Raw genomic sequence first — 23,530 nt, 5'->3', positions numbered from 1 at the left:
ACATCAATAGAGAGATTGAACTCACATCGCAAAAAAAAACGGACAAGCTCCACGCTCATCCGCATTCTTTTCTTCGCTGGCTGAATGAGGCAATCAGATGCCGAGCATGATTTTTGCTGTGCTGAAATATATCAATAAGCCAGTGATATCTACTACTGTGGTCAGTGCAGGGCTCGCCACAACTGCCGGATCAAGCTTCATCCTGACTGCGGCCATTGGCAGGATTGCACCAATCAATGTCGCAGTAACAACCTGCATGCCCAAAGCAATTGCAATGGTAGCACCAATCATTGGCAATGAAAATCCCAGCGGAATATCACTGCCCGATGAAAGCCACATTACCTTACCAAACGAAAGTATCGCCAAGATCACCGCCATCAGCAACGATACCCGAAACTCTTTAAATATTACCTTGAAGGCATCGCCAGCCCGTATCTCAGACAGGGCCAAAGCACGGATGACCACAGTTGCAGACTGACTGCCGGTATTCCCGCCAGTGTCAGCGACCATTGGCATATACAGCGCCAGCACCATCAAGGCCATCAGGGAATCTTCGAAACTATGGATTATGGTACCCGAAAGCAGACCAAGTATTGAAAGCCCTACGATCCAGGAAGCTCTGTTTTTGAAATGAACCCAGAATGATGTTTTCAGATACGTTCCAGCCTTATGCTGACCACTGATAGCCATCAGTTTTTCCAGATCTTCCTGCTGCTCCTGAGTAATGATATCAAGAGCGTCATCGTGGGTGATGATACCGACCAAAGCATCTCTGCCGTTAATAACCGGCAAGGCGATGAGGTCATATTTCTGTATTTTTCTGGCAGCTTTCTCCTGATCGTCTTCGGCACGGGCGAACAACACCTCTTTGTGCATAAACGTTTCGATTATCGCATCAGGTTGAGCTACAATGAGATCTTTCAGCGACACAAAACCTGTCAGCCTGCGCTCATCGTCTACCACATAGGCGTAATAAACAGTCTCTTTGGTTGGAGCTTCAAGGCGTATCTGGTCGATAGCCTCAGTCGCACTCATGCTTTTGCGGAGCGCAACATAATCTGAGTTCATTACAGAGCCGGCACTTTCCTCCGGATATGAGGTAAGCTTTCGAATATTTTCCCGCTCAGCCTTAGCCAAAGCCGGATACAAGTGCTCTCTCTGTTCGTCTGTAAGACGACGAAAGAGATTAGCCCTGTCATCCGAATACATTGCAGTCAAAATTAAGGCTACTACCTTACGATCAAGTGTTAAAACAAGATCGTAGAGTGTGTCCTCACCAAAGCTGCAGAGAATTTCGCGCCTTATTTCAAAAGAAGTAGCCTGAAGAACTTCCCATATTTCGTACGAAGAAAGTGTGCTGAGAGCTTCAGCCACTTCGGCAGGATGCTCGGCTTCGCAAAAATGACGGAGCGCTAGAGTGTTATTTTGTGCGAGATGGTGACGAAGATCAGTGGTGGTGTTGAGAGTGGTCATGCTGCACCTCATGTAAACCGCGCTAACCCACACGGCATGAGGCAAATGCTTTCTCAGCTTTAAAAGGCTGAAAAAACATCATCACCACATGTGTGGGAACAAGCAGGGGGTATTCTGTTTTGTGATGTATTGAGTGAGTTCATGGCTCAAACTGCCATCTGGACTACCCATGTCATTCTCCCAAATTTTTTCTATTTATGGCAACGGAACAGTACAACAAAAAACGTTCAGATAATTCCGTGCCCCCGAGCGTGCGGGAAATTAGTATAAAAGAATGGTTCTAACAAGAAAAAACATCTTCAGCATTCCTTGATATAATACTCACCACTTACCCCTAACACCTTTTTTTCATTGAAATATCAGATAATTTTAACATTCTTATGCATTATGTTAAAAATTGATTAGGTTGAGTGAAGCAATGAGCAGTTCTATACCGAGAAACTGCTCTATTTTTCATTTTGACAAAAGATCTGTCTATTAAAACTGTTACATGTATTATTTCTTTGGGCAGGATGAGAACTTTACACAGAGCTCTTGGCTCTAGACAAAATATAACAAAATATTATTTGGGAATTACATGAAATCCATATGTGTTTTTCTTGGCTCCAGCGTTGGTAAAGATCCGGCGTACATGAAATTAGCCAATCAAATGGGTACGACAATAGCTCGAAAAGGTTTGACGCTGGTGTATGGTGGTTCCTCGACCGGGTGCATGAATGAACTGGCAAACGCTGCTTTGCAAGAAGGTGGGACGGTAATTGGTGTTACCGTACAGAGCCTAAAAGACAAAGAGCAATTTCACAAAGGCCTAACTGAATTGCACGTCGTCCCAACCATGCATGAACGAAAGGACCTCATGGTCCAACTCTCCGACTCATTCGTTGCCATGCCAGGAGGTATTGGAACTTTCGAGGAATTCTTTGAAGTATACACCCTTCGCCAGCTTAACTATCATAACAAACCATGCGCCATTCTTGATGTAAACGGCTTCTATGCACCACTTAAAGAGATGATGGCGGTCACAGAAAGGGAAGGTTTCTTGAAACACTCATTCAACGAGTGGGTGTTATGGTCTGAATCACCTGTGGAACTTGTTGATATGCTTATTCAGGGGAAAGACTGATATTCAGCGCTGTTCGTATAGGCGATCATGCTTGATTTAAGGGGCAATACGAACGGAAGGGTGTAAACGATGTATTGCTATAGTTGTAAACGATCATGTAAGATTGTACCTTTTGAGTGCATAACGTGGAGTTCAGGGGCCGCGGCTTTTTGCGGTCCCTGGGAACTATTGGTTATAGTTTTATATAATGTCGTTGCTTTTATTTGTTTTTATGCTGTTTATCTGCAGGAATACACAAAAACCTTAATAAATTATTCTTTACCGATCTTTTCCTTAGAACTTCATCAATAATTCGTGCAGTTAATCAACTCAGTTACTCAGAATTTATGAGTGGTGGTTCTTGGCCACATTCTTTCAAAGTAATGTAAAATACATATTCGCCTTTATCAAGGCCGATAGGCCTTTCATGGCTATAACGTGAAATTCAGGGGCGCGCAGCTTTTGCGCGTCCCTTGAAATGGTTTGTTATATTTATTTTCATATTTTTAATGGCCATTTCATGGAAACTTATCAAGATTCTGAAAGGTAATAGTTTTTAAGTGCTCAAATATTTGTTGTGAATTTATATTTTCACCTAATTTTTCAATTTGCTTCATTGCCTTTTCTGTTTGTATTATTTGTTTATCAACATCACCTTTTCTCTTATATATTGCACTAAGCATTAAATGTACTTGGGCATTAGCTATATTGATTAACTTTTCATCAGGCTTATATTCCTGACATAAATAATCTTCAACAACAGCTTTTTTATATAAATATTCACTTTTGTCTAATTCATTATTTACATAACTAGCCTTTGCCAGCAACTCAATTAGTAAACGATCTTCATTTCTGCTATTGGTGTATTTTTCTAGAATTTCTATAGCTTCATAAATATCAGATTTTTCTATAATTGCATAATCAGACAGGACTTTTTCACAATATTTTTTATGCCGAGCATTTAATTCTAGCAACGTTACGCTTAACAAAACGATAACCACTAGGGAAAAACTGGATATTAGTATTATCGTTTTTTTCTTCTTCATTAATATAACGTAAAGTTGTGGGGCGCGTAGCTTTTGCGCGTCCTTACAAACGCATTGTTATCTCTTTATATTTTTAATTTTATAGTATAGTAACCCTAAGCCAGCACCTAATAGCGCCAACATAGGATTATCCATAATCCCTTCTTTCATATTTGGAAACATTAACACGAATTTTATTACTATTCCTAATATGCCAACTATAAATAGTATAATTAATAAATTGCTTTTATTTTTTTCTTTGATTGGGTCAGAACTTAGCGCAAATATCTCGGTTAGACCGGCATTTGCCACTGAGTCTGGAATTTCTATTGTTACTATTTGATGATTTTCATTTAAAAATAGAAAGTTTGTTATTCCGGTTTTATAATTTTGCGTTGTTTGGATAAATTTAAACCTTTCATTTGGGTTTAGTTCAACTTGGCTAAATGCGACTTTCTTTAATACTGAGTATGTTTGACCACTCTTAAGAGCGCACTTTTTCCAGACAGATTTCTTCATTCATTGAGATAACGTGAAGTTAAGGGGCTGCGGGGCCTCTAGTATTTCATTGTGCAGATTTGAATTAGCTTTTGATCTATTTCGGACTTATTAAACGCCGTGCCTCACGCAGTCCCTTTGAACGCCTGGTTATACAATTTATATTTTTTCTTTAGTTTAGGTCGACACTTCTTTTACTTGGAAACGTGCAAGCTCATCAGAATTAAATATTTCAGGAATTTCATTATTCTTTACCGTTAGAAATAAAGCTGCTTGAAAAATAGTTAATATTGCTGAAAATAAAGACCATAAAACTGCCAAATATAAAATTGAGATAAATGCAGCGATAATCAGACTTTTATAGGTACCGAATAAAAGGGCGAACAAAGGGAAAAATATTGCTTTTGAACTCAGTACAGAAATTAATAGACCAAAGGTGAATTCTTCTAACAAAGCAACCACCCAAGTACCTTTTATTATTTTGGCTGAGCGTTTCAGCGATGTGAGAGGTCCTACCTTTTCGTACACCATTATTGGGAGCACGAGCCAAGATGCTAATGTCCAAGTTAAACCAATAAGCTTTGCCATAAGATTACCTACCCAGTTGGATCGCTCTTCAACTAGTTGTAAGACAAAGCCTATTGTAGATGACAAAAAGCTCCAACAAAGTATTGATGGTAAACGAGAAATGGCCACAGATATACCATCGAAAAATGTAGGATTTTGCTTATTCATTCTCATAATTGCACATTGAACTGTTGCAACATTAAAAAACATGCTGATAAAATATGTGCTTGAAAACAATAGGAACAATTTACTGTAATAGACTGCTTTCTCTGCAATTGACTCACCACTATCAGGGATATCGAATAACGTACCGTTCAAAAAGCTTTCAACAAGATTTTCAGAAGGGTTGAACAGTGGCAGAATGAAAAATGACAAAATTAAAACACAACATACTGCTGAAATGATTTGAAATAAAAATATTTCTTTATCTTTTTTTAGAACATTCCAAGATGTTTTTAGTAAAGAATTTGAGTTCAAACTATTTCCTTTTCTGAGGCTCTAAATAAGGTTCCAATGTATAACGTGAAGTTGAGGGGCGCGTGCCTTTTACGCGTCCCTCTCTAACGATTTGTTATCGCTTTTCTTGATTTTTTATATATAATATTATTATTCCAAGACCTAAATTAAGACAAATACCAATTAATCATTTATATAGTTTGTACTTAATTTTAAAATAAACAACTAGTACAACAAACATCAAAACCCCAATAAATTCCCACCAGTCTTCAAACCCTAACACATTAATCAGATCGTACTCTACAACACCTGAAGAGAGAGAGTGTTTATTTACTCTAAGCAAATACAAACTACCTATGGCACATCCAGTAAACACAATCCATACTAATGGCTTAATAATAGTTTTCAAGTTACTCATTATTTGATGTCTCAAGATCGATTTAAAATATGATAACGTGAAGTTGTGGGGCGCGCGCCTTTTGCGCGTCCTTACCAACGACTGGTTATCTCAAAATTTCATTTAGCATATTGGTTGTGTTAATACAGCTTTCTATTTTACTAGGGCCGTTTTCAAAATATTTCTTATAGTTTTCCATATTTTCATCTCTATGCTTGTCTATTTCAATTAACAATGACAGCAATTGCAATTTCCTCTCACTGTTAGATGAAATTGCCCACACATTAGGAATAGAGGCTATATCACTACAGAAATTAATATTAATGAATCCATGAGCGCCTTCATAATCTTTTGAATCTAGTTTCTTCAATAAGGCATTATTTATAGCCAACCGTGAATACAGGTTCATTTCCATTTCTGGAATATAATTTAGCAATATATTTCTTTCCCCTAATTTAAATCCTGCAAAAAACATAAACGCAAACAACGCTAAGGTTAATATCCAAAGCCTAGTCTTGATATGGATTTTCATTTTTTCATAGAGATAACGTGAAGTTGTGGGGCGCACGCCTTTTGTGCGTCCCTACTAACGCTTAGTTATACGTTTTTTATTATTATTGTTATATTGAACTAATATCCATAAAGTGTAGACGCCTATAAATGTTCCCATTGGGAACTGAATAACAAATATCAACCCCAATATATAGCCAAAGAAGTTAGTAGACCATTTCTGATTATTATGAATACCATATGCAAAAACAACTGTTAATATTGAGCAACAGACTACAGCGATGTTTACGTTCCACGCAATGGAAAACATTTGCTCAACATCGATTTTCTGAGCTATTTCAGGATCATTTTTAGCGCTTGCATATCTCTTTTGATCTCGAATTAGTGTGAATGTAAAGAAACAAAAGATAATAAATAATAAAAAACCGTATATTAAATAAAGGTATTTTAATATATTCAGATGTTTATATTTATCTATTTGTGGCCCAATAGCACTGAACATTATTTACTCGTATAACGTGGAGTTGAGGGGCGCGTGCCTTTTACGCGTCCCTTCAAACGGTTTGTTACATTTATATTTTATTCTTTAATATATAGCAAAAACAACAACATCAGTGACATTAATACTAAAATAGAATCATGTAATGTGTGTACTCTATATAAGACATTACTTTTGACAAAATCAAATTGAGCCAACACTTTTTCTATTTTTTTATCACTTATGGCTTTAACGCTAAAATTTTTATCTTTAACCTCAAATAATACTTTACCATTTTCAGTTAACTGCCAAGCACCACCTATGTACTTAAATATTAAAATACGCTTTTTGTCATATATGTTAAATCGGTAAGTGACTGTCATTTCAAGATTTACCGATTCAATGGTTGCTATATTTTTCAATCCACTATCAAACAACACATATTTACTAGTAAACAGTTTGTTTAGTATTCCTTTTTTGGCCGCGAGTAAAAGGAAAATATTATCTTTTTCATCTATTAGATAAACTTTCCCTTCACCGATTAAATCCGGCTTATGTACAACCTTTCCTATCATTCAGTAATGTAACGTGGAGTTCAGGGGCGCGCGCCTTTTGCGCGTCCCTTGCAACGTTTTGTGTGCGCCCGGCATGGGCATGAACTAATGGGGTTCAAGTCCCCTGTGTGTGATCCTGTGTTAAGTCAAATATTTAACATAAAACACTAACCGATGGCAAGAGCATTACCGTGAGGTAGTGTTTGGAGGAAGCCGGAGTGTAACGATATGGGCCGACGGACAGAAACGTCATATAAGGCCGAGCCTCTGGGTAAGACAGCACAACATGTTTAAGCCCAAGGATCAGGAGATACGGTAAATGGCGCGGTCGCTTATCAGAAGTTCATGTTCTTACCCGGGGAGACCTGCTTTGCATGCCCCGTTTCCCGGTGCGCAGCAAGTGGCAACATTGGCTGTGACAAAGCAGGAGTCAGCAGAGGCCATAGTAGATGGATGACGGCATCAAAGGTGGACAGATGTCTGGAAACGAGCTCGGTGAATAGAAAAGCCGGGAGGATTCACCCCATTGAAGGGCCAAACATGAAGACTAAAGGAAAAGTGCCTGTAAGCTATACGTCTGTGTCGATCCCGATCGGGAGAGCAGCCTGTGTGCGCATTGCTGGAAAACAGCCTTTACATCCAATTACCATAGAGCGTATCGCTTCATCTGAAAACATCTCGATGGCATGGCATAAGGTAAAGTCGAATAAAGGTGCGGCTGGTGTTGATGGCGTTACCATTGATGACTTTCCCTATCGTTATCGTGAATGTTGGCAGGAGATACGCACCACCATTCTCAACGGCAGTTATCAACCTCAACCGGTCCTTCGGGTGGAAATTCCCAAAGAAGACGGCACTACCCGTCTCCTTGGAATCCCTACTGTGCTGGATCGTGTAGTACAACAAGCCATTACACAGGTGCTGGAACCTTGGTTCGATAAGGACTTCTCTGATTCCAGTCACGGTTTTCGACCTCAAAGATCAGCACAAGACGCCATCAAAAGCGTCCAGTCTTATGTTCGGCAAGGCAGACGCATTGCCGTGGATGCAGACCTGTCAAAATTCTTTGACAGGGTAGACCATGACATACTCATGAAACTTGTATCCAGAAAAGTCGCGGATAAATGCGTGCTGAAGCTCATGGGCAGATACCTTCGGGCAGGAGTAATGATAGATGGACGTCTGCAGGCGACACCATTAGGTGTACCCCAGGGCGGACCGTTATCACCTCTTCTGGCCAATATCTTGCTTGACGAGTTGGATAAAGAGCTGGAAAGTCGCGGTCACTGTTTTGCACGTTATGCTGATGACTTCATTATCCTGGTCAAAAGCAAACGGGCAGGAGAACGGGTAATAACGTCGATCTCGAATTATCTCGAGCGACGTCTTAAATTGCTGGTCAATGACCAGAAAAGCAAAGTGGTTCATGTCGAGCAGTGCTCATTTCTCGGGTTCACTTTTAAAAAGAGTAAGATCTGCTGGACCGATAAGTCGCTTTCGAAATTCAAACGACGAATCAAAGAGCTTACTGGTAGAAGTTGGCGGGTTGCCATGGAATACAGGATGCACAAACTCACGCAGTATATGCGGGGGTGGATCAACTATTTCGGTATCTCTGAACTCTATAAGCCAATCCCTGGTCTCGATCATTGGATCAGGAGGCGGTTGAGGATGTGCTACTGGAAACAGTGGCGAAATCCTAGAACAAGAGTACGCAACCTACTCAAACTCGGGACAAACAAACGACAGGCGATCATGACAGCTCTCAGCAGGAAGAGTTACTGGCACCTATCAAAGACCCTGGCTACCCAGTCAGGGATGACGAACAAATGGCTTGAAAGTACAGGGTTGCTGTCTTTGAAGAAACTATGGAGTGTGATTCACTATCCGACCTCGGTCCGATAGCCTTCGTGAAACGCCTAGTGCGGACCCGCATGCTAGGTGTTGTGGGGAGGGCGGGAGAAAAACCCGTCCTTACCCGATTATGTCAGATTTTATTCATTTCATATATTGCAACTGGGAGTACACATAATATAATGTTACACATTACATACAGTGCTTTATATTTCAGCTCTAATTTTGAATACAATGACCAAGACAACAGCCAAAACCCTAAGGAAACTATCATGGATATTGCTTTGTTATCACAAAAATTAAAACCCAAATACTCTCTACAAATATGTAATATTATTTGAGGTATAATAATAACCGTAATAAAAAACAATATAGCTATTACTTTCTTGTGAATCGATAAAAGTAAATGATTATAAAATATAGAGAAATATAACATTATAGATATATTCTAATCGCCGTTTCCAGTTGCGCTTCTTCTTTTACTAAAACGTTTACGATGTGTATTGAACATAACGTGGAGTTCAGGGGCGCGCGCCTTTTGCGCGTCCCTTGAAACGGTTTGTTATCGCTTTTTTAATATTCTTCTTGGGACAAACCACCTAAAAATTAAAAACTCTATAATGACACTGATCTTCACTTTTAGTTTTTCTTCTTCATTATAGTATCCATCATTATTGTATGAATTTTCTAAGTAAATTTCTATTAGTTCATTTGCTTTCTCTACATCTTCATTTATAACGTAAATAGTTTTCTGGTTGAATAGTTCAATTGGTGGCCCTAGCCTCAATGAACCAAAAAAGTCGTTATGAACATAAAAATTTACATTTTCACTCATTAAAATACTTTTGATAAAGATTAAATCGAATTCATTTTCTGGATTGTAGATCTTTATCATCAGTTTTTATTTCGATAACGTTGAATTCAGGGGCGCGCGATTTTTGCGCGTCCCTTGAAATGGTTTGTTATGTCTATTTTTTAATTCAATTTACCATTAAAGCAGTCTACATCTTTTCTTTTTTCTTTTTTTGCTCTATATACAACCAGCATGACAGTAAAACATACAACAAATATTGATTCGTAAATATTATTAGTTTCAAGATAATACTTAAAATGATTAAACTCCCATTCACCTGTGACAGTGTATATTCGTAAAGTATGCACTGAATGATAAGCTAGAAAACAAATTACAATTATTAAAATATTTATAAGAGTTTTCATATTGACTAAAACTTGACCATGGAGAGTATAATTAAATTTAAAGGTTTTGTTATATACAAATAATCCTTGACATAAACATTGATGAGTTTTCCAAGTTCTGAACTTATTGTGACATAACGTGTAATATAGGACTAGTCCCATTTTGGGAGTTTTTCATTAATTTAAATTTCAAAATTCCCGCATAGCCAATACCCACATAGTGGTATCATGGTTTTTTTTCATTTATAAAACTCATCGTTATGTAAGTGAAATGTAATAACTTTATGCCATAGTATGCCAATCAACGACAAGTTGCAAGTTCAATATTCCTAGCCAACATATGTCTTATAATACGTTGATATCCATCATATGGGACTATGTGTATAATATGCAATTCTGATATTTTTCTTATCTTTTGCATAAGGATTGTTACTAATATGAGAGGTTTTTTTGTCCTATAATACGCATTATCCCGTCATATAGGACTAGTCCTTATAACTCACGATAATTAAGCTATGGATAAAAAAACACTGTATTCACGCTCTTTTCAAGCGTCCGATTTTGGGGAATATCTTTTAAAAAGTCCTATTGTGCCCCCTGGGAAAGAGCAGTATATGGTCAGGTGGGTTCGCAAATTTTTTCAAACAAGGGTCAAGTTTACAGAAAATGACTGGCGATTACAGCTACCGCTGTTCATAGAGATTTTAGCAAAATCTGGCTTTGATACATGGCAACTTCAACAAGCGGAAGAAGCTGTTCGATTATACTTTTTCAATTTTATAAACTCGACCGTTGAAAACCCAAGCGTCGGCAAAGTCTCAGCCGACTCTCAAGAAGTAGTAACACCCCAAAAAGCCGTAAATGCATTTTTGTCTAACCTTAGACTGAGGCATTATGCAAGAACCACTGAAAAAATCTACCTTCAATGGGTTAAACAATTTCTTGCTTTTTGTATCAATAAAGACAAGAAATTCAACGATACCAATGCCATTACCCAAACTCTAGCCAAAGACTTTTTAGCCTATCTTGCAATAAATAAGCACGTATCCGCTTCCACTCAAAATCAGGCCTTCAATGCTTTGCTACTCTTTTTCAAGGTGGTACTAGATGTTGAACTCTCGGAAATGCGGGACGGAATTCGGGCCAAAGTTGACCGTAAGCTTCCTGTGGTATTTTCCATAGATGAGGTAAGAATTCTACTCGAAAAAGTATCCGGAACACGAGGCCTCATGCTACAGCTTATCTATGGAGGAGGTTTGCGCGTTAATGAATGTTGCCGCTTGCGAATTCAAGATATCGACTTCACACATAATCTGATCTACGTACGTGATGGAAAAGGAGGAAAGGATAGAACTACCCTTTTGCCTGAAATGCTGAAGCCGAAACTCAAACCTCACATAGAAAATGTTATCGATTTACACCGGGAAGATATTGCAGCCGGTTATGGTGAAGTCTGGTTGCCCAATGCATTATCGAGAAAATACCCTAATGCTTCGAAACAAACAGCCTGGCAATGGCTATTTCCAAGTGGCAGGATCTCAGTTGATCCGGTTTCTGGCAGGATAGGCAGGCATCATGTATTGGATAAGATGCTCCAACGGTATTTCAAAAACATATTGAATTCAAGCGGCATTCATAAGCATGCTTCGGTGCATACTCTGCGACACTCTTTTGCCACCCATCTGCTCCTGAATGGTATCGACCTACGACAGATTCAAGAATACCTTGGACATACACGTGTTGAAACCACCATGATATATACACATGTGATAAAAGATTTGAGAGAACCAACAGCCAGCCCGCTAGATCTGCTTTAATTAAATGACAGACATATTATTGCATCATTATCTTAAATTACATCCTCAAACTTACAGGTCAGCACAAGGTCCCCGTCTTCCAAACGCTTCTGCACCTTGTAGGGTAATGTCTGAAACAGTTTGATCATGCCCTTGTTCCCCGGGGAAGTAAAAGCCATAAGGCCCGCCAAACCGTTTTCGCGCGCTGCTTCAGCCAATTTGCGCAGGAAAATTTTACCCAGGCCTTTGCCCTGCAGATCCCTGCCCACAGAAAAGGCCACCTCTGCCATATTTGCCCCCCTGAGTCGCATCATCTCAGCCACACCTACGATTTTACCAAAACCGAATTCACCGGTGACTGCCACCAGGCTCAAGGCGTTGACATAGTCGGTATGCGAACGTGCTTCAACATCGGTCCGGGTAAAATGCGATTTCTGGCAAAAAAAGCGGGACAAAACGTCTTCTTTAGGCAGCGTGTAATAATGCTCCTGAATTCTTCTCTCATCCACGGGTTTGCTTGGCCGGATAGTGACTCGCTGCCCATCGAGGTCAAGGACCTCTTCAAGCTTGACCGGGTAAATTGCCTTCACGGCCTCACCAAGGGTTCGCTCTGTGCCAATCAAGCCCAATTCTTTAGACTCCTTGAAGAGCTCTTCACGGAAATCGGGGTGAGCCAGACTGATCATTGCTATAACTCGTTCCTGCAGGCTTTTGCCGAACAGATTGACAATACCATATTCAGAAGCGACAAAATGCACATCACCACGCGGAACCAACACCACGTCATCCTGCAGATGTGGAACGATATTCGATCTGACTGACCCATCTTCATTCTGTGAGGTGGAACGAATCATCAGGATGGATTTACCACCAGGTGAGCGCCGGGCCCCCCGAACAAAATCCGCAATCCCAGAGATACCGGCAAAACGCGAACTGAGCCGCGCTTCTGCAGCCATCTGCCCTGTAAGATCCATAGAATGTGCGACATTGAGGGATACCATCCTGTTATGCCGTGAAATGACGAATGGGTCGTTTACATAATCCGAGGGGTGGAAATCCACCGCAGGATTGTCGTTTAAAAATTCGTAGAGATCTTCGCTTCCCACCGCCATGGAGGCAACCATCTTGCCGTCGTTAAAGCCCTTTCGCTGGTTGGTAATATTACCACGGGCATAGAGTTGCATAATGTCATCGGTAAGAAACTGGGAGTGCACGCCAAGATCGGTCTTGTTGGAGAGGGCCTGCAATGTAGCCTGGGAGGCTGCATCGAGGCCAATTTGCAGGGTCGAACCATCTTCTATGACCCGGGCGATATGTTTGCCGATTAACTGGTCTGCTTCTGAAGGATCATTGGTGTATGGGACAGAGAGAATCGGTTCCTCATGCTCGACAAATACATCTACATAGTTCACATGAAGAAAGCTCTGACCCATTACCCGTGGCATGCGGGGGTTAATCTGGGCGATAACCAGATCAGCCGCCCGTGCGGCTGCAAGAGTGACGTCCACTGAAATACCAAGGCTCATCCAACCAAAGTCATCGGGTGGCGAAACCTGGATCATGGCCACATTGATCGGCAATTTTCTGGTTGAAAAAAGCATTGGCACATCCGACATGTTCATCGGGGTGATAAAGCGCTTGTGTCTTGAAATCGCCTCTGAACGGGTTGAACCAAGGTAAATGGAACGTACATTGAGACTGGTGTCTTTGGTCCTGTCGGCAATAGCCGCAAAGGAGACCGTTTCGAGGGTGAGCAGACGCAGGATCTCAAGCCCGCTGAAACTGTTGGCTTTAGCCACCAGCGCCTTTACCAGTTCCTGGGGTTCACCGCAGCCCGAGCCAATAAACACCCGCTGACCGGATTGAATTTTCCCGATTGCAGCTTCTGCGCTTACGGTTTTCTCGACATAACTGTCTGCCCAGTGTTTTGAAGTCGGCATATCCTACGTCCTTTGAGTATGATGCCAGCCCCTTTTAGCATTGCGCGGCGCTGAAATCCTGTTTTTTTTCTGATTTCCCCAACTACCCTTAACAGTAAAGCAAGCGTGATTAACCTACAATATTTTTAATATTTTCAAAGTACAGCACCACTATTTACCCTGCTTTTTACCTGGCGGTCTCTCTTGACACATCTGCGTCAAAATCCGCATCTTTACCTTGCTCTATATCCGAATAGTGCTCAGCAAAAGTCCGGCGAATCTCAGTGAGCGGCAGGTCGTGGTATCTGCCCCTGTCATGCAAATATTCCATATGCCTGTTCCCTTTATTATCAAAGGGATGAAAAACAGAGTCCTCTCTACCGTTAAATTCAAGAGGCGGAAAACCAAACTTCTCGCAGAGCTGGAGGTTAAAGGCAGGCGTTGCCTTAACCCACACACCCTCTAAATACATATCGGTAAATCCGTGCCAGTAAAATACATCGGTTTTCATCAGCCGGCGAAGCCGCTCGGTGGAAAGATGATTTCGGACGTCTCCAAAGCCCAGCCGGGCCGGAATATTCTTCGCCCGACAACATGCGGCGAGCAGCACCGCCTTGCTCACACACCAGCCATACCCTTTGCTTAAAGTCGCCGAGGCTCGTATTTCCTCAAGTGTAAGATCGACCTTATACGGATTGTAGCGGAAGTCATCACGCACTGCATAATAAAGTGATACAGCCATTTCAACAACTGATGTACCGGCAACAGTGTTGCGGTTTGCATATTCTCTTACTGCGGGATGATCACAATCGATACTCGGGGTACAGGCAAGATAGCCGTCTGGCACTGTCATTATTGATAACTCCTTTTTTATGATATCTAAAGACATTACAAGGTATAGCAGGGTTGCAGTTTTCACAAACAATTTTCGCATTTCATAAAAATCTTGCCTGCTTCACATTCTGGTGTTTTTTCTTCTCTTCAAAAAGCCTCTTCTTTCAGCTAGGATATTTATAGCAGCCTGGAGAATGCCATATTTAAGGGTATTCCCGCCAACGGGCACCAGATTGGAACAATGCTGTAGTTATTTGCCAGCGTTACCCACACGATTCATCAGCAGTGCCTGGATAGTACCAGCGGAACAGCAGACACAGTACTTATGCAGGTTTTCAATTCTGCATCAACACCAGGAATGTGAAGATGCAGCGACCGGCAAAGTTCCAGCCAGAGCTCTAGAATTAACAAAGGAGGATTACACAATGAAAAGGTGGAAAACTACTAAACTTTCAGCTATCGCAACACTTTTTATGGTTTGCACCATGATGTTGTCCAGTGGTTGTGCACACAAAAAAAATACCGAGCAAGAAGCTATGATGAATCGGACTGAAGCCGCCGCCACCAGGGCTGAAGATGCTGCTATGAGAGCAGAAAATGCCGCCGAGAAGATGGAGCGCATGTACGAGCATGGAATGAAGAAGTAGCTATCATTACCTTTTTTAACTTTTCTTTATGAGCTATTCGTTTAAGGCTGCCTTTGCTGGTTTGCGACGGAGCCGTAATCAACAACAGCGCAACCCTGTTGCGCTGTTGCTTTTTTCCATCCTGTGCTGCGTCCTTTTTCTGCCACCTTCGCACCTTCCTGTCGCAAACGCAGGTGAGGCCAGGGCAATGGGGCGTGACGAGCATGTTTCCCATGGCAGACTGATTGTCGTGTCCCCTAACTCCAATATAGTCATAGTCGATGCCGATCAGTCCGGCAGACAGCGCATCGTTGGTGGAAAAGTCGCTCCCGACGCCATCCTGGTAAAGGATGGGAAAAAAGTCAACCTCAAGGCTTATCGGGTTGGAGACTATGTTAAGATTCTCTGGCGCTACACCAGCATAGGTAAACAAATCGTCTCTCTTGCCACAACCGATGAAAGACCTGCCCCCAGACCCGCTCCAGTCAGGAGCAATGGTATAATTCAACCATCCCAAACACAGGTCTCATATAATGGCTCCGGGCTCTATACCTCGCAGATTCGACCTATCATCGGTTACAAGGTCAGTCATGTGGTTGGCCCTAAAGAGACCTTGCTCAAAATCGCCCGCAAATACAGTCTTGGTTACAACGAAATAATTGATCTCTACCCGCACTACGACCCCTGGCTGCCGCCGGTAGGTCAAAGACTGGCACTTCCTACCGAACGCATCCTGCCCGACGCACGCCAGCAGGGCATCGTCATAAATATTGCTGAGCTAAGGCTCTATTATTACCATAAGCGCAATGGCATACCCATGGTCACCACCTATCCGGTCAGCATCGGCACGCCCTCGCATCAGACGCCCCTCGGTCGCTACCATATTGCCAGCAAAACCGTTGACCCAACCTGGACCGTGCCGTCGTCGCTGAGGCACAAATATTCTTTCCGCTCCGTTCCACCCGGCCCGGACAACCCACTTGGCAAATACTGGCTTGGCCTGAGCATACGTGCTTATGGTATTCACGGCACCGATATCGCCTGGTCTGTGGGCCGCACCATTACGCAGGGTTGCATTCGGATGTACCCTGAAGATATCGAACGATTTTTCGGGGTGGTAAAAATGGGGACCAAAGTCAACCTGGTCTACCAGCCCGTCAAAGCTGCACGGGACGGCAACAAGATCTACATCGAAATACACAGGGACGTATACCAAAAGCACCTCAGTCTCGGCAGCCTCGCAAGGCGTGCCCTGAGCGACAAGGATCTCTGGCCGCTAGTAGATCGACACAAGCTGGCGGTTGCTCTGCGGGACCAGAGCGGAGTTCCGGTGGATATCACCGATGACTCTCTGCAGGCCCGCCGATAACCGCCGCTGCCACTTCAGATATTTCCGGCAAAACCCGATCAGGACAGTTCGCTCAGGATTTCCCGCGCTATGATCACTCTCTGAATTTCGCTGGTTCCCTCGTAGATTGTGGTAATACGCGCATCCCGGGTATAGCGTTCGATCGGGTAATCCCTGGTGTAGCCATAGCCTCCGAGTATCTGCATTGCCTCGTAGCAGGCTTTGTTGGCAGTCTCAGATGCAAATAACTTGGCCATGGATGCTTCTTTGGCAAAACTTCGACCCTGTTCCTTTTTATACGCGGCGTTCATTAGCAGCAGACGACTTGCTTCAAGCGCGGTATACATGTCGGATATTTTCCACTGTATGGCCTGAAATTCACTGATCAGCTTACCGAATTGTTTGCGTTCCAGCGAATATGTGGTGGCGACGTCCATGGCAGCCAACCCTATCCCCAGTGCCAGTGAACCGATGCCGATACGCCCACCGGCGAGCTCTGTCACCGCGACCCGAAAGCCATCATTTTCCTTGCCCATCATCGCATCGGCGGGGACACGGCAATTCTGAAAAAGAATCTCGTTGGTGGCCGAAGCATTCTGGCCCATTTTCTCTTCCTTTTTACCGACTACCAATCCTTCCGTATCTGCTTCCACCAGAAACAGACTGATTCCTTTGCCTTTCGGTGCGGCCGGATCGGTTACCGCCCAGACCACGAAAACTCCTGCACAGTTACCACTGGTGATAAAAATCTTCGAGCCGTTAAGCACCCATTCATCGCCGTCGCGCACTGCTCTGGTGGTCATGCCTGCCGGGTCTGAACCGGCACCGGGCTCTGTCAGGGCAAAGGCACCAGCCAGATACTCGCCATCACAGATCCGCCTGATATACTTTTGTTTCTGCTCCTCGCTCCCAAGCGCCTGAATTACCTCGTTGACCATATTATTGACAGAAACCGTCACCGCAGTCGATGAACATGCTCTGGCAATCTCTGTGAGGGCTATGCTGAATGCAACCACACCCGCTTCTGAACCACCATATTCATCATTCACATTGAGCCCCATCAACCCCAGCTCTGCCAGCTTTTTCAAATTGGCATGGAACGTTTCAATATTGTCACCGCGATCAAGCTCATCAGCCACCGGCGCCAGTTCGGCTGCTGCAAATTCGCGGGTCATATCCTGTATCAATCGCTGTTCTTCTGTTAAATCAAGATTCATGCTTTCTCCAATCATTTGTTGTATGACCAAAGGTCGGTACTTCCGTCCCAAGCCCGTGCTGACTAAAGATTCCAGTTGGAGCTTGTGAAGGCCGGTACAGAGTAAAAGCTCTGCGAACCAGCCAACCGGATCGACTCGTGGAACAATCGACCGAAATTACTCACCGGTGAACTCGGCTCTCCGCTTTTCAAGAAATGCCTTCATCCCCTCTTTCTGATCCGAAGTCGCAAAGCATTGACCAAATTGCACCGCCTCATACCTGCAGGCACGGCCAATATCCATCTCCAGACCATTCTTCATGGTCTCTTTACAGAGGCGAATTGCCACGGGGCCTTTACTGGTGATTTTCTCCGCCATGGTCATGCAGGTTGGGAGCAACTGCTCTGCCAGCACCACCTTGTTTACCAGACCGATGCGATGCGCTTCCGTTGCGTCGATCATATCGCCGGTAAAGAGCAGTTCCGCCGCCAGCCCCCGACCAATAATCCTCGGTAAGCGCTGGGTTCCGCCAAAACCTGGAATAACCCCAAGATTTACCTCGGGTTGACCGAATCTTGCATTCTCTGAGGCTATTCTGATATCGCAGGAAATAGCCAGTTCACAACCTCCACCCAGAGCGAAACCGTTTACAGCGGCAATCACCGGTTGATTCAGGTTTTCCAACGCACTCATCACCTGATGCCCAAGTTCGGCAAACTCTGCTCCGGCCCGGGCATCGAGTTCCTGCATATGGGCAATATCCGCACCGGCCACAAAGGCCTTATCACCTCCACCGGTAAGGATCACCGCACCGATCTCCCGATCCATATCGATCTCATAAAAAAAACATTGTAATTCTTTCAACGTTTCAAAGTTCAGTGCATTGAGTGCCTTGGGGCGATCTATGGTAACTACTGCAACAGCACCTTTTTTCTCAAAACGAACGTTGTTCATGGCGTGCATTTATCTCTCCTTTTTGCGGTCAGTCTTCTCATACGGCCCTGGCCTGATCCGTGTCGTTCAATACAAATCTCCAGGCACAATACCAATCTTCAGGGTGCTCATCCGGAGGACAGCCGATACATTCGGTACTGATTCTGCTGTCTATGCTTCTGGCGAAATAGGTATACTCCACCAGGCCTGCAGACTTGCATGGGTAATCAGCCATGCCCTTTCGCTTCCTGGCGCTCTGCACCCGGCACTCGTTCATCTGAAAAACAAACGATTCAGGTGTTTCCTCACATATCGACTGCGTGTTGATATTTGCATACAACCTGAGCGCCAGAGCCTGCTGTAATCCTGCCAGCCCAGACTGCTCCCCCAGCTGCAGCTTCTCTTTTATTGTTTCAGCCTCAAAAGGTGAAAAGCGCGCCCAGCATGAATCGTTGCATCGTTTGGCGTCGTTCATCCCTTCCGACTTCTCAATGGTCTGAAACCAGACACCATCGTTGACCAGCCAGTTTTTCGCAATACGCTGCCGCAGTTCATGCAGCCTGGCCTCATCCATCTCCAGAAGCGGCTCCGGTATGCCATCCACCAGATCGAACTCAAAAAGCTTGGCCAGATGTTTGAGCTGAATGTTGATTGAAGTTTTAGCGGCCTTCGAGAGTATCCTGCTTGCCTTTTCATGGCCCAACTGGTGGTGCACCTCGCTGTACCAGAGAGCGTGGTGAATGATGAGACGGTGAAACAGATCCAGCACATAGCCTGCCGTCTCTCTCTGGTCCAGCTCCGAAACATTTTTAATATCGGTTGGCATAGTATCTCCATGTTGGATATAACCGCAGCAACTGTTTGTAATGTCGTACCCTGTCAGGATTTCACATCACTTCATACCAGGGCATGGATCTCATCCGGAAAATGCGTCAACCGCTCAAGCCCGCCCGGAGTCACCACATGGGTGTTTTCAATTCCCACCACACCTTTGCCAGGGAGAATGACTTTGGGCTCCAGGGCGATGACCATGTTCTCTGCCAGCGTCAGTTTCTGTCCCTTGGCAATGAATGGAAATTCGTCCAGTTCCAACCCCACGCCATGACCTGTAAAACGTATTTTTCGATCTCCTGCGCCCATGAAGTTTTCCGCCAGCCCTTTGGCCTCTGCCAGGGATATCATCTGCTCATAGAGTTCCCCTGCTATCGCACCGGGCACAGCGAGTCTGGCAATACATTCCTGAATCTCCAGCATCGCTTCGTGGGCTATTAAAAACTCATCCGGCACAGTGCCCAGCGAGAAGACTCTGGTGTGGTCCGAGATATAGCCATTGTAAGCGAAAACATAATCAACCAGCACCGGCTCATTGGCTGCTATTTTATTAAATCCGGCACCTTGACTGATCAAACCGCTTACCCCTTTACCACCGGTGGGTGAGGCCAGATAACTGGGGACTGCTGCGGCTGCTCCCGCCATGATGTGGCCGTAAAACAGCTCGCTGCCAAAAAGCCGCATACGCACTATGCCCTGATGCCCAAGGCTTCTGGCATACGCCTCCACCTCGCCTGCCAGGGCTACTTCCGTTTTGCCCTCTGCCAGCAGCTCCGGCACCCGCGACGCCACCTTGTCTGAAAGCGCGGCTGCCGAACGTAGCAGACCCAGCTCGTGCTCCGATTTAATGGAGCGGATCAACCGGATCTCAAGGGAGACATCCTCAATCTCCGCCCCATCAAAAATTTGTTTGTATTGAAAGTAGAGTGCGGTCGGCAACACGTCCAGCTCCATTCCCAGACGCTTTGGGGACGGATAGCCATACTCCTTGAGAAGGGCCGGTATCTTTTTCGGGCTGACCAGGGGTACAATCCATTCCAGCCCAGATTCCTCCTCTGCCCTTTCAAACTCCTTGAAAATCATCAGCAGCGGCCTGCCCTCAACCGGCACGAATAGCCAGCCCTGCTGAGAGGTTCCGCTGAAATAGTAGAAATCGGTTTTCTGTACGATCAGTGCTGCATCGATACTCTTCGCCGCCAGAGCCTGTTGTAGCTTTTGTATTCGGCTGGCCAGTTCCGACGCCGGTGTTCCGATAATTTCTGCTTTCATCACAATCCCCTGAGTTACACGACGTTCAGTTTGAAGATTGGCGAAGGTGTTTTTCTACTCCGCCCGGATTTCTCATCAGCTCAGGCAGCGTTATCTTCTGCAGCATTTTGCAGATCACAAGCACCGTGCTGATCTTATCGAAGATCTAATGTGGTATCGCCTTCCTGCCAATCAACGGCATGTTCACGAGAAATTCGGCTTAATAGTCGTAGAACCCCTTGCCGGTCTTTCTTCCGTACCAGCCCGCCTCCACATATTTTCTGAGCAATGGACATGGCCGGTATTTCGAGTCCTTGAAACCATCGTAGAGGGTCTCCATAATAGCCAGGCAGGTGTCTAAACCAATAAGATCCGCAAGCGCCAGCGGCCCCATCGGGTGATTCATGCCGAGCATCATTACGGTATCGATATCTTCTTTTTTGCCCACACCGGTATAGAGGCAGAATATCGCCTCATTAATCATGGGCATCAGGATTCTGTTAGCAATAAAGCCCGGAAAATCATTGGCCTCGGCCGGAGTCTTTCCAAACCGCTCGCACAGTTCCCAGGTGGTTGAAAAGGTCTCATCCGAGGTCGCAATTCCCTTGATCACCTCAACCAGTTTCATGACAGGCACCGGATTCATAAAATGCATGCCGATCACCTTATCAGGTCTCCCGGTCTGGGCCGCAATTCTGCCAATGGGAATAGAGGAGGTATTGGTGCCGAGGATTACCCTGGCCGGACAGATTCGATCGAGATCACGAAAAATTGCGAATTTCAAATCCTCCTGTTCGGTCGCGGCCTCCACCACATAATCGACCTTAGCCATATCATCCAGGCTTGAGGTAATGCTGATACGGTCAATGGCTTCCTGGCGGGAGTCATCAGACATTTTTCCCCGCTCTACCATCCTGTTGAGATTTTTTATGATGTGATTCAGGCCAGTTTCAGCGAATTCCTGCTTGATATCACTCATCAGTACCTGCAGGCCGCTCATTGCCGCAACCTGGGCAATACCGTTACCCATCTGCCCTGCCCCAACCACACCAAATGTCTGTACGCTCATAACTCGCTCACCTTTCAGTAATCCGTTTGTTGAAGTACTTCTGAGGCTATACAACCTGCCTGTTATCGACTGCAGTCATAGACTGTCCCCCGGCAGCTTATGACTGCAGTCTGTCTTCTCCTTTAAACAGCACACTCAACTGCTTCAAACTTTTTGACCTGTTGCGTAATTGTTGTTTTTTGACAACGTTATGGCATTGGATTTCTTTTCAATTCAGCCTAGGGTCGACGAACAATCAACGCCACCGCTTCCCCACCGCCAAGGCAGAGAGAAACCAATCCCCGCTGTAAATCTCTACGCTCAAGTTCATAGAGCAGATCGGTCAACAGTCTTGCACCGCTTGCTCCGATTGGATGACCAAGAGCGACGGCGCCACCGTTGACGTTGACTTTGTCCGGGTCCAGTTCCAGGACCCTGTTTATACCAACCGAGGTACCGCTGAAGGCTTCGTTTATCTCGAAAAGATCAATATCCTGAATGGCAATCCCTTCTTTCTTGAGAACTTTCGGGATTGCGTAGATTGGTGCCATCAACACATATTTCAACTCTATTCCGTGGGATGCCTGGGCCCCGACCTCGGCCATTATCGTGCAACCGAGTTCCTCGGCCTTTTCCCTGCTCATGAGTACTAAAGCGGCAGCACCGTCACTGATAATCGACGCATTACCGGCTGTGCCAACCCCATCCTTGGCAAAGGCCGGCCTCATTCTGGCAAGAGTCTCATAGTCCGTAGGCTGAACACATTCATCCACAGAAAATATCTGCGGCTCCTTACCTCGTCGCGGTATGGATACCGGAGCTATCTGATCTGTAAAACGTCCTTCTTCAATCGCTTTACCTGCCCGCCTGAATGATTCTGCCGCAAACCTGTCCTGATCTTCCCGGCTGATCTGCCACTTCTGGCTGCTCAACTCATTGGACATACCCATGTGGAAATCATTGACCACATCCCAGAGTCCATCATGAACCATATGATCCTCTATCTTGCCCGGCCCCATTCTGTAGCCCCATCGCGCTTTTTCCATATAGTACGGAGCGCTACTCATGTTCTCCATACCGCCGGCTACAATGATATCAGCATCACCACATTGAATGGCCTGGGCCGCGAGCATTACCGCTTTCAATGAAGAACCACACACTTTGTTGACGGTGATCGCTTCCACCAGATCAGGAAGCCCGCCCTTGATCGCTGCCTGCTTTGCCGGGTTCTGACCGTAACCGCAGGGCAGTACCATACCCATGATACATTCATCAACAGACTCTGGAGCAAGACCAGCGCGCCCCACGGCTTCCCGAATCACATGGCCACCCAGTTCTGTTGCCCCCGTTCCGGCAAGAGAGCCGCCAAAGCTGCCCAGTGGAGTACGCACCGCACTTACGATTACAGCCTGTTTCATGACATTCCCCTCATGTTGAGTTGCTGTTCAGATAGAAGGAACAATTTTTATCTCTCTGTCAGATAGTTACGACCACTTCCCCTCGTATTTACGCGCTCCCGGAGTGCTCCTGCCGGTTTACTTCACAATTGTGTAAAAAAAATATCTTGAACTACTCTGCATTTCATTGTTTAATCGAACAAAACATAAACCGACCAAGCGCTCGCTCTCCTGTTGAAGATG

The 23,530-nt window shown here is 44.6% G+C and carries 21 protein-coding genes; 5 read left to right on the top strand and 16 right to left on the bottom strand.

Annotated features, from left to right (window positions below; all coding sequences use genetic code 11):
* Positions 1–93 precede the first annotated feature (93 nt).
* The gene (mgtE, locus tag ACN5NT_RS17480; protein WP_419176291.1) at positions 94–1,473 is read right to left on the bottom strand and encodes a magnesium transporter; all 1,380 of its coding nucleotides are present in this window, start codon (positions 1,471–1,473) and stop codon (positions 94–96) included.
* 577 nt (positions 1,474–2,050) lie between these two features.
* Here mgtE and ACN5NT_RS17475 point away from each other — a divergent pair.
* Positions 2,051–2,596 carry a TIGR00730 family Rossman fold protein gene (locus ACN5NT_RS17475; protein WP_419176290.1) on the top strand — a complete coding sequence of 182 codons (546 nt, stop codon included), beginning with the start codon at positions 2,051–2,053 and terminating at the stop codon, positions 2,594–2,596.
* Positions 2,597–3,093: 497 nt separating this feature from the next.
* On the opposite strand, the gene ACN5NT_RS17470 is transcribed toward ACN5NT_RS17475, so the two are convergent.
* The 6 genes from ACN5NT_RS17470 to ACN5NT_RS17445 all read right to left on the bottom strand — a co-directional run bounded on the left by ACN5NT_RS17470 (position 3,094) and on the right by ACN5NT_RS17445 (position 7,081).
* Entirely contained in the window at positions 3,094–3,621 is a 528-nt protein-coding gene (locus tag ACN5NT_RS17470; RefSeq protein WP_419176289.1) for a hypothetical protein, read from the bottom strand.
* Between the two features lie 57 nt (positions 3,622–3,678).
* Entirely contained in the window at positions 3,679–4,119 is a 441-nt protein-coding gene (locus ACN5NT_RS17465; RefSeq protein ID WP_419176288.1) for a hypothetical protein, read from the bottom strand.
* A gap of 156 nt (positions 4,120–4,275) precedes the next feature.
* Positions 4,276–5,142 (bottom strand): DUF6159 family protein, encoded by an 867-nt coding sequence (locus tag ACN5NT_RS17460; RefSeq protein WP_419176287.1) that lies wholly within the window; start codon positions 5,140–5,142, stop codon positions 4,276–4,278.
* 482 nt (positions 5,143–5,624) lie between these two features.
* Complete coding sequence (locus ACN5NT_RS17455) at positions 5,625–6,050, bottom strand: hypothetical protein (protein WP_419176286.1); 426 nt, start codon at positions 6,048–6,050, stop codon at positions 5,625–5,627.
* A gap of 54 nt (positions 6,051–6,104) precedes the next feature.
* Positions 6,105–6,530, bottom strand: a complete 426-nt coding sequence (locus tag ACN5NT_RS17450; protein WP_419176285.1) for a hypothetical protein — start codon at positions 6,528–6,530, stop codon at positions 6,105–6,107.
* A 77-nt stretch (positions 6,531–6,607) separates the two neighbouring features.
* A complete protein-coding gene (locus ACN5NT_RS17445; protein ID WP_419176284.1) occupies positions 6,608–7,081 on the bottom strand; it encodes a hypothetical protein in 474 nt (157 codons plus the stop codon).
* A gap of 519 nt (positions 7,082–7,600) precedes the next feature.
* On the opposite strand from ACN5NT_RS17445, the gene ltrA reads away from it, so the two are divergent.
* A complete protein-coding gene (gene ltrA, locus ACN5NT_RS17440; protein ID WP_419176283.1) occupies positions 7,601–8,965 on the top strand; it encodes a group II intron reverse transcriptase/maturase in 1,365 nt (454 codons plus the stop codon).
* 511 nt (positions 8,966–9,476) lie between these two features.
* Here the strand turns inward: ltrA and ACN5NT_RS17435 are convergent.
* Complete coding sequence (locus ACN5NT_RS17435) at positions 9,477–9,809, bottom strand: DUF2007 domain-containing protein (protein WP_176360062.1); 333 nt, start codon at positions 9,807–9,809, stop codon at positions 9,477–9,479.
* An 817-nt stretch (positions 9,810–10,626) separates the two neighbouring features.
* Here ACN5NT_RS17435 and ACN5NT_RS17430 point away from each other — a divergent pair.
* Complete coding sequence (locus ACN5NT_RS17430) at positions 10,627–11,928, top strand: integron integrase (RefSeq protein ID WP_419176282.1); 1,302 nt, start codon at positions 10,627–10,629, stop codon at positions 11,926–11,928.
* Positions 11,929–11,960: 32 nt separating this feature from the next.
* Here ACN5NT_RS17430 and ACN5NT_RS17425 read toward each other — a convergent pair whose 3' ends face one another.
* Positions 11,961–13,847 carry a GNAT family N-acetyltransferase gene (locus ACN5NT_RS17425; protein ID WP_419176281.1) on the bottom strand — a complete coding sequence of 629 codons (1,887 nt, stop codon included), beginning with the start codon at positions 13,845–13,847 and terminating at the stop codon, positions 11,961–11,963.
* 166 nt (positions 13,848–14,013) lie between these two features.
* Positions 14,014–14,679 (bottom strand): transglutaminase-like domain-containing protein, encoded by a 666-nt coding sequence (locus ACN5NT_RS17420; RefSeq protein ID WP_419176280.1) that lies wholly within the window; start codon positions 14,677–14,679, stop codon positions 14,014–14,016.
* A gap of 406 nt (positions 14,680–15,085) precedes the next feature.
* Between ACN5NT_RS17420 and ACN5NT_RS17415 the strand changes: the two genes are divergently transcribed.
* Both ACN5NT_RS17415 and ACN5NT_RS17410 read left to right on the top strand, forming a co-directional pair.
* Positions 15,086–15,307, top strand: coding sequence for a hypothetical protein (locus ACN5NT_RS17415; protein WP_136798327.1), 222 nt, complete (start codon positions 15,086–15,088; stop codon positions 15,305–15,307).
* Positions 15,308–15,335: 28 nt separating this feature from the next.
* The gene (locus tag ACN5NT_RS17410) at positions 15,336–16,655 is read left to right on the top strand and encodes a L,D-transpeptidase family protein (protein WP_419176279.1); all 1,320 of its coding nucleotides are present in this window, start codon (positions 15,336–15,338) and stop codon (positions 16,653–16,655) included.
* A gap of 38 nt (positions 16,656–16,693) precedes the next feature.
* On the opposite strand, the gene ACN5NT_RS17405 is transcribed toward ACN5NT_RS17410, so the two are convergent.
* The 6 genes from ACN5NT_RS17405 to ACN5NT_RS17380 all read right to left on the bottom strand — a co-directional run bounded on the left by ACN5NT_RS17405 (position 16,694) and on the right by ACN5NT_RS17380 (position 23,308).
* The gene (locus ACN5NT_RS17405) at positions 16,694–17,851 is read right to left on the bottom strand and encodes an acyl-CoA dehydrogenase family protein (RefSeq protein ID WP_419176278.1); all 1,158 of its coding nucleotides are present in this window, start codon (positions 17,849–17,851) and stop codon (positions 16,694–16,696) included.
* Positions 17,852–18,007: 156 nt separating this feature from the next.
* Positions 18,008–18,793 (bottom strand): enoyl-CoA hydratase-related protein, encoded by a 786-nt coding sequence (locus ACN5NT_RS17400; protein WP_419176277.1) that lies wholly within the window; start codon positions 18,791–18,793, stop codon positions 18,008–18,010.
* A 28-nt stretch (positions 18,794–18,821) separates the two neighbouring features.
* On the bottom strand, positions 18,822–19,589 hold the full coding sequence (locus tag ACN5NT_RS17395) for a DUF6125 family protein (protein ID WP_136798330.1): 768 nt from the start codon (positions 19,587–19,589) through the stop codon (positions 18,822–18,824).
* A gap of 71 nt (positions 19,590–19,660) precedes the next feature.
* Complete coding sequence (locus ACN5NT_RS17390; protein ID WP_419176276.1) at positions 19,661–20,863, bottom strand: M24 family metallopeptidase; 1,203 nt, start codon at positions 20,861–20,863, stop codon at positions 19,661–19,663.
* Between the two features lie 199 nt (positions 20,864–21,062).
* The gene (locus ACN5NT_RS17385; RefSeq protein ID WP_136798332.1) at positions 21,063–21,911 is read right to left on the bottom strand and encodes a 3-hydroxybutyryl-CoA dehydrogenase; all 849 of its coding nucleotides are present in this window, start codon (positions 21,909–21,911) and stop codon (positions 21,063–21,065) included.
* 218 nt (positions 21,912–22,129) lie between these two features.
* Complete coding sequence (locus ACN5NT_RS17380; protein ID WP_136798333.1) at positions 22,130–23,308, bottom strand: acetyl-CoA C-acetyltransferase; 1,179 nt, start codon at positions 23,306–23,308, stop codon at positions 22,130–22,132.
* Between the last annotated feature and the right edge of the window lie 222 nt (positions 23,309–23,530).

The sequence above is a fragment of the Desulfosediminicola sp. genome, assembly GCF_048381775.1.
Classification (GTDB): domain Bacteria; phylum Desulfobacterota; class Desulfobulbia; order Desulfobulbales; family Desulfocapsaceae; genus Desulfopila; species Desulfopila ganghwensis.
This window is presented reverse-complemented; position numbering and strand designations above follow the sequence as displayed.

Coding starts and splice junctions, on each gene's coding strand:
- ACN5NT_RS17450 (WP_419176285.1), bottom strand. CDS start 6,530: ATGTTCAGTGCTATTGGGCCACAAATAGATAAATATAAACATCTGAAT.
- ACN5NT_RS17415 (WP_136798327.1), top strand. CDS start 15,086: ATGAAAAGGTGGAAAACTACTAAACTTTCAGCTATCGCAACACTTTTT.
- ACN5NT_RS17385 (WP_136798332.1), bottom strand. CDS start 21,911: ATGAGCGTACAGACATTTGGTGTGGTTGGGGCAGGGCAGATGGGTAAC.
- ACN5NT_RS17445 (WP_419176284.1), bottom strand. CDS start 7,081: ATGATAGGAAAGGTTGTACATAAGCCGGATTTAATCGGTGAAGGGAAA.
- ACN5NT_RS17425 (WP_419176281.1), bottom strand. CDS start 13,847: ATGCCGACTTCAAAACACTGGGCAGACAGTTATGTCGAGAAAACCGTA.
- ACN5NT_RS17410 (WP_419176279.1), top strand. CDS start 15,336: ATGAGCTATTCGTTTAAGGCTGCCTTTGCTGGTTTGCGACGGAGCCGT.
- ACN5NT_RS17400 (WP_419176277.1), bottom strand. CDS start 18,793: ATGCACGCCATGAACAACGTTCGTTTTGAGAAAAAAGGTGCTGTTGCA.
- mgtE (WP_419176291.1), bottom strand. CDS start 1,473: ATGACCACTCTCAACACCACCACTGATCTTCGTCACCATCTCGCACAA.
- ACN5NT_RS17405 (WP_419176278.1), bottom strand. CDS start 17,851: ATGAATCTTGATTTAACAGAAGAACAGCGATTGATACAGGATATGACC.
- ACN5NT_RS17455 (WP_419176286.1), bottom strand. CDS start 6,050: ATGAAAATCCATATCAAGACTAGGCTTTGGATATTAACCTTAGCGTTG.
- ACN5NT_RS17470 (WP_419176289.1), bottom strand. CDS start 3,621: ATGAAGAAGAAAAAAACGATAATACTAATATCCAGTTTTTCCCTAGTG.
- ACN5NT_RS17380 (WP_136798333.1), bottom strand. CDS start 23,308: ATGAAACAGGCTGTAATCGTAAGTGCGGTGCGTACTCCACTGGGCAGC.
- ACN5NT_RS17430 (WP_419176282.1), top strand. CDS start 10,627: ATGGATAAAAAAACACTGTATTCACGCTCTTTTCAAGCGTCCGATTTT.
- ACN5NT_RS17475 (WP_419176290.1), top strand. CDS start 2,051: ATGAAATCCATATGTGTTTTTCTTGGCTCCAGCGTTGGTAAAGATCCG.
- ltrA (WP_419176283.1), top strand. CDS start 7,601: ATGAAGACTAAAGGAAAAGTGCCTGTAAGCTATACGTCTGTGTCGATC.
- ACN5NT_RS17395 (WP_136798330.1), bottom strand. CDS start 19,589: ATGCCAACCGATATTAAAAATGTTTCGGAGCTGGACCAGAGAGAGACG.
- ACN5NT_RS17465 (WP_419176288.1), bottom strand. CDS start 4,119: ATGAAGAAATCTGTCTGGAAAAAGTGCGCTCTTAAGAGTGGTCAAACA.
- ACN5NT_RS17390 (WP_419176276.1), bottom strand. CDS start 20,863: ATGAAAGCAGAAATTATCGGAACACCGGCGTCGGAACTGGCCAGCCGA.
- ACN5NT_RS17420 (WP_419176280.1), bottom strand. CDS start 14,679: ATGACAGTGCCAGACGGCTATCTTGCCTGTACCCCGAGTATCGATTGT.
- ACN5NT_RS17435 (WP_176360062.1), bottom strand. CDS start 9,809: ATGATAAAGATCTACAATCCAGAAAATGAATTCGATTTAATCTTTATC.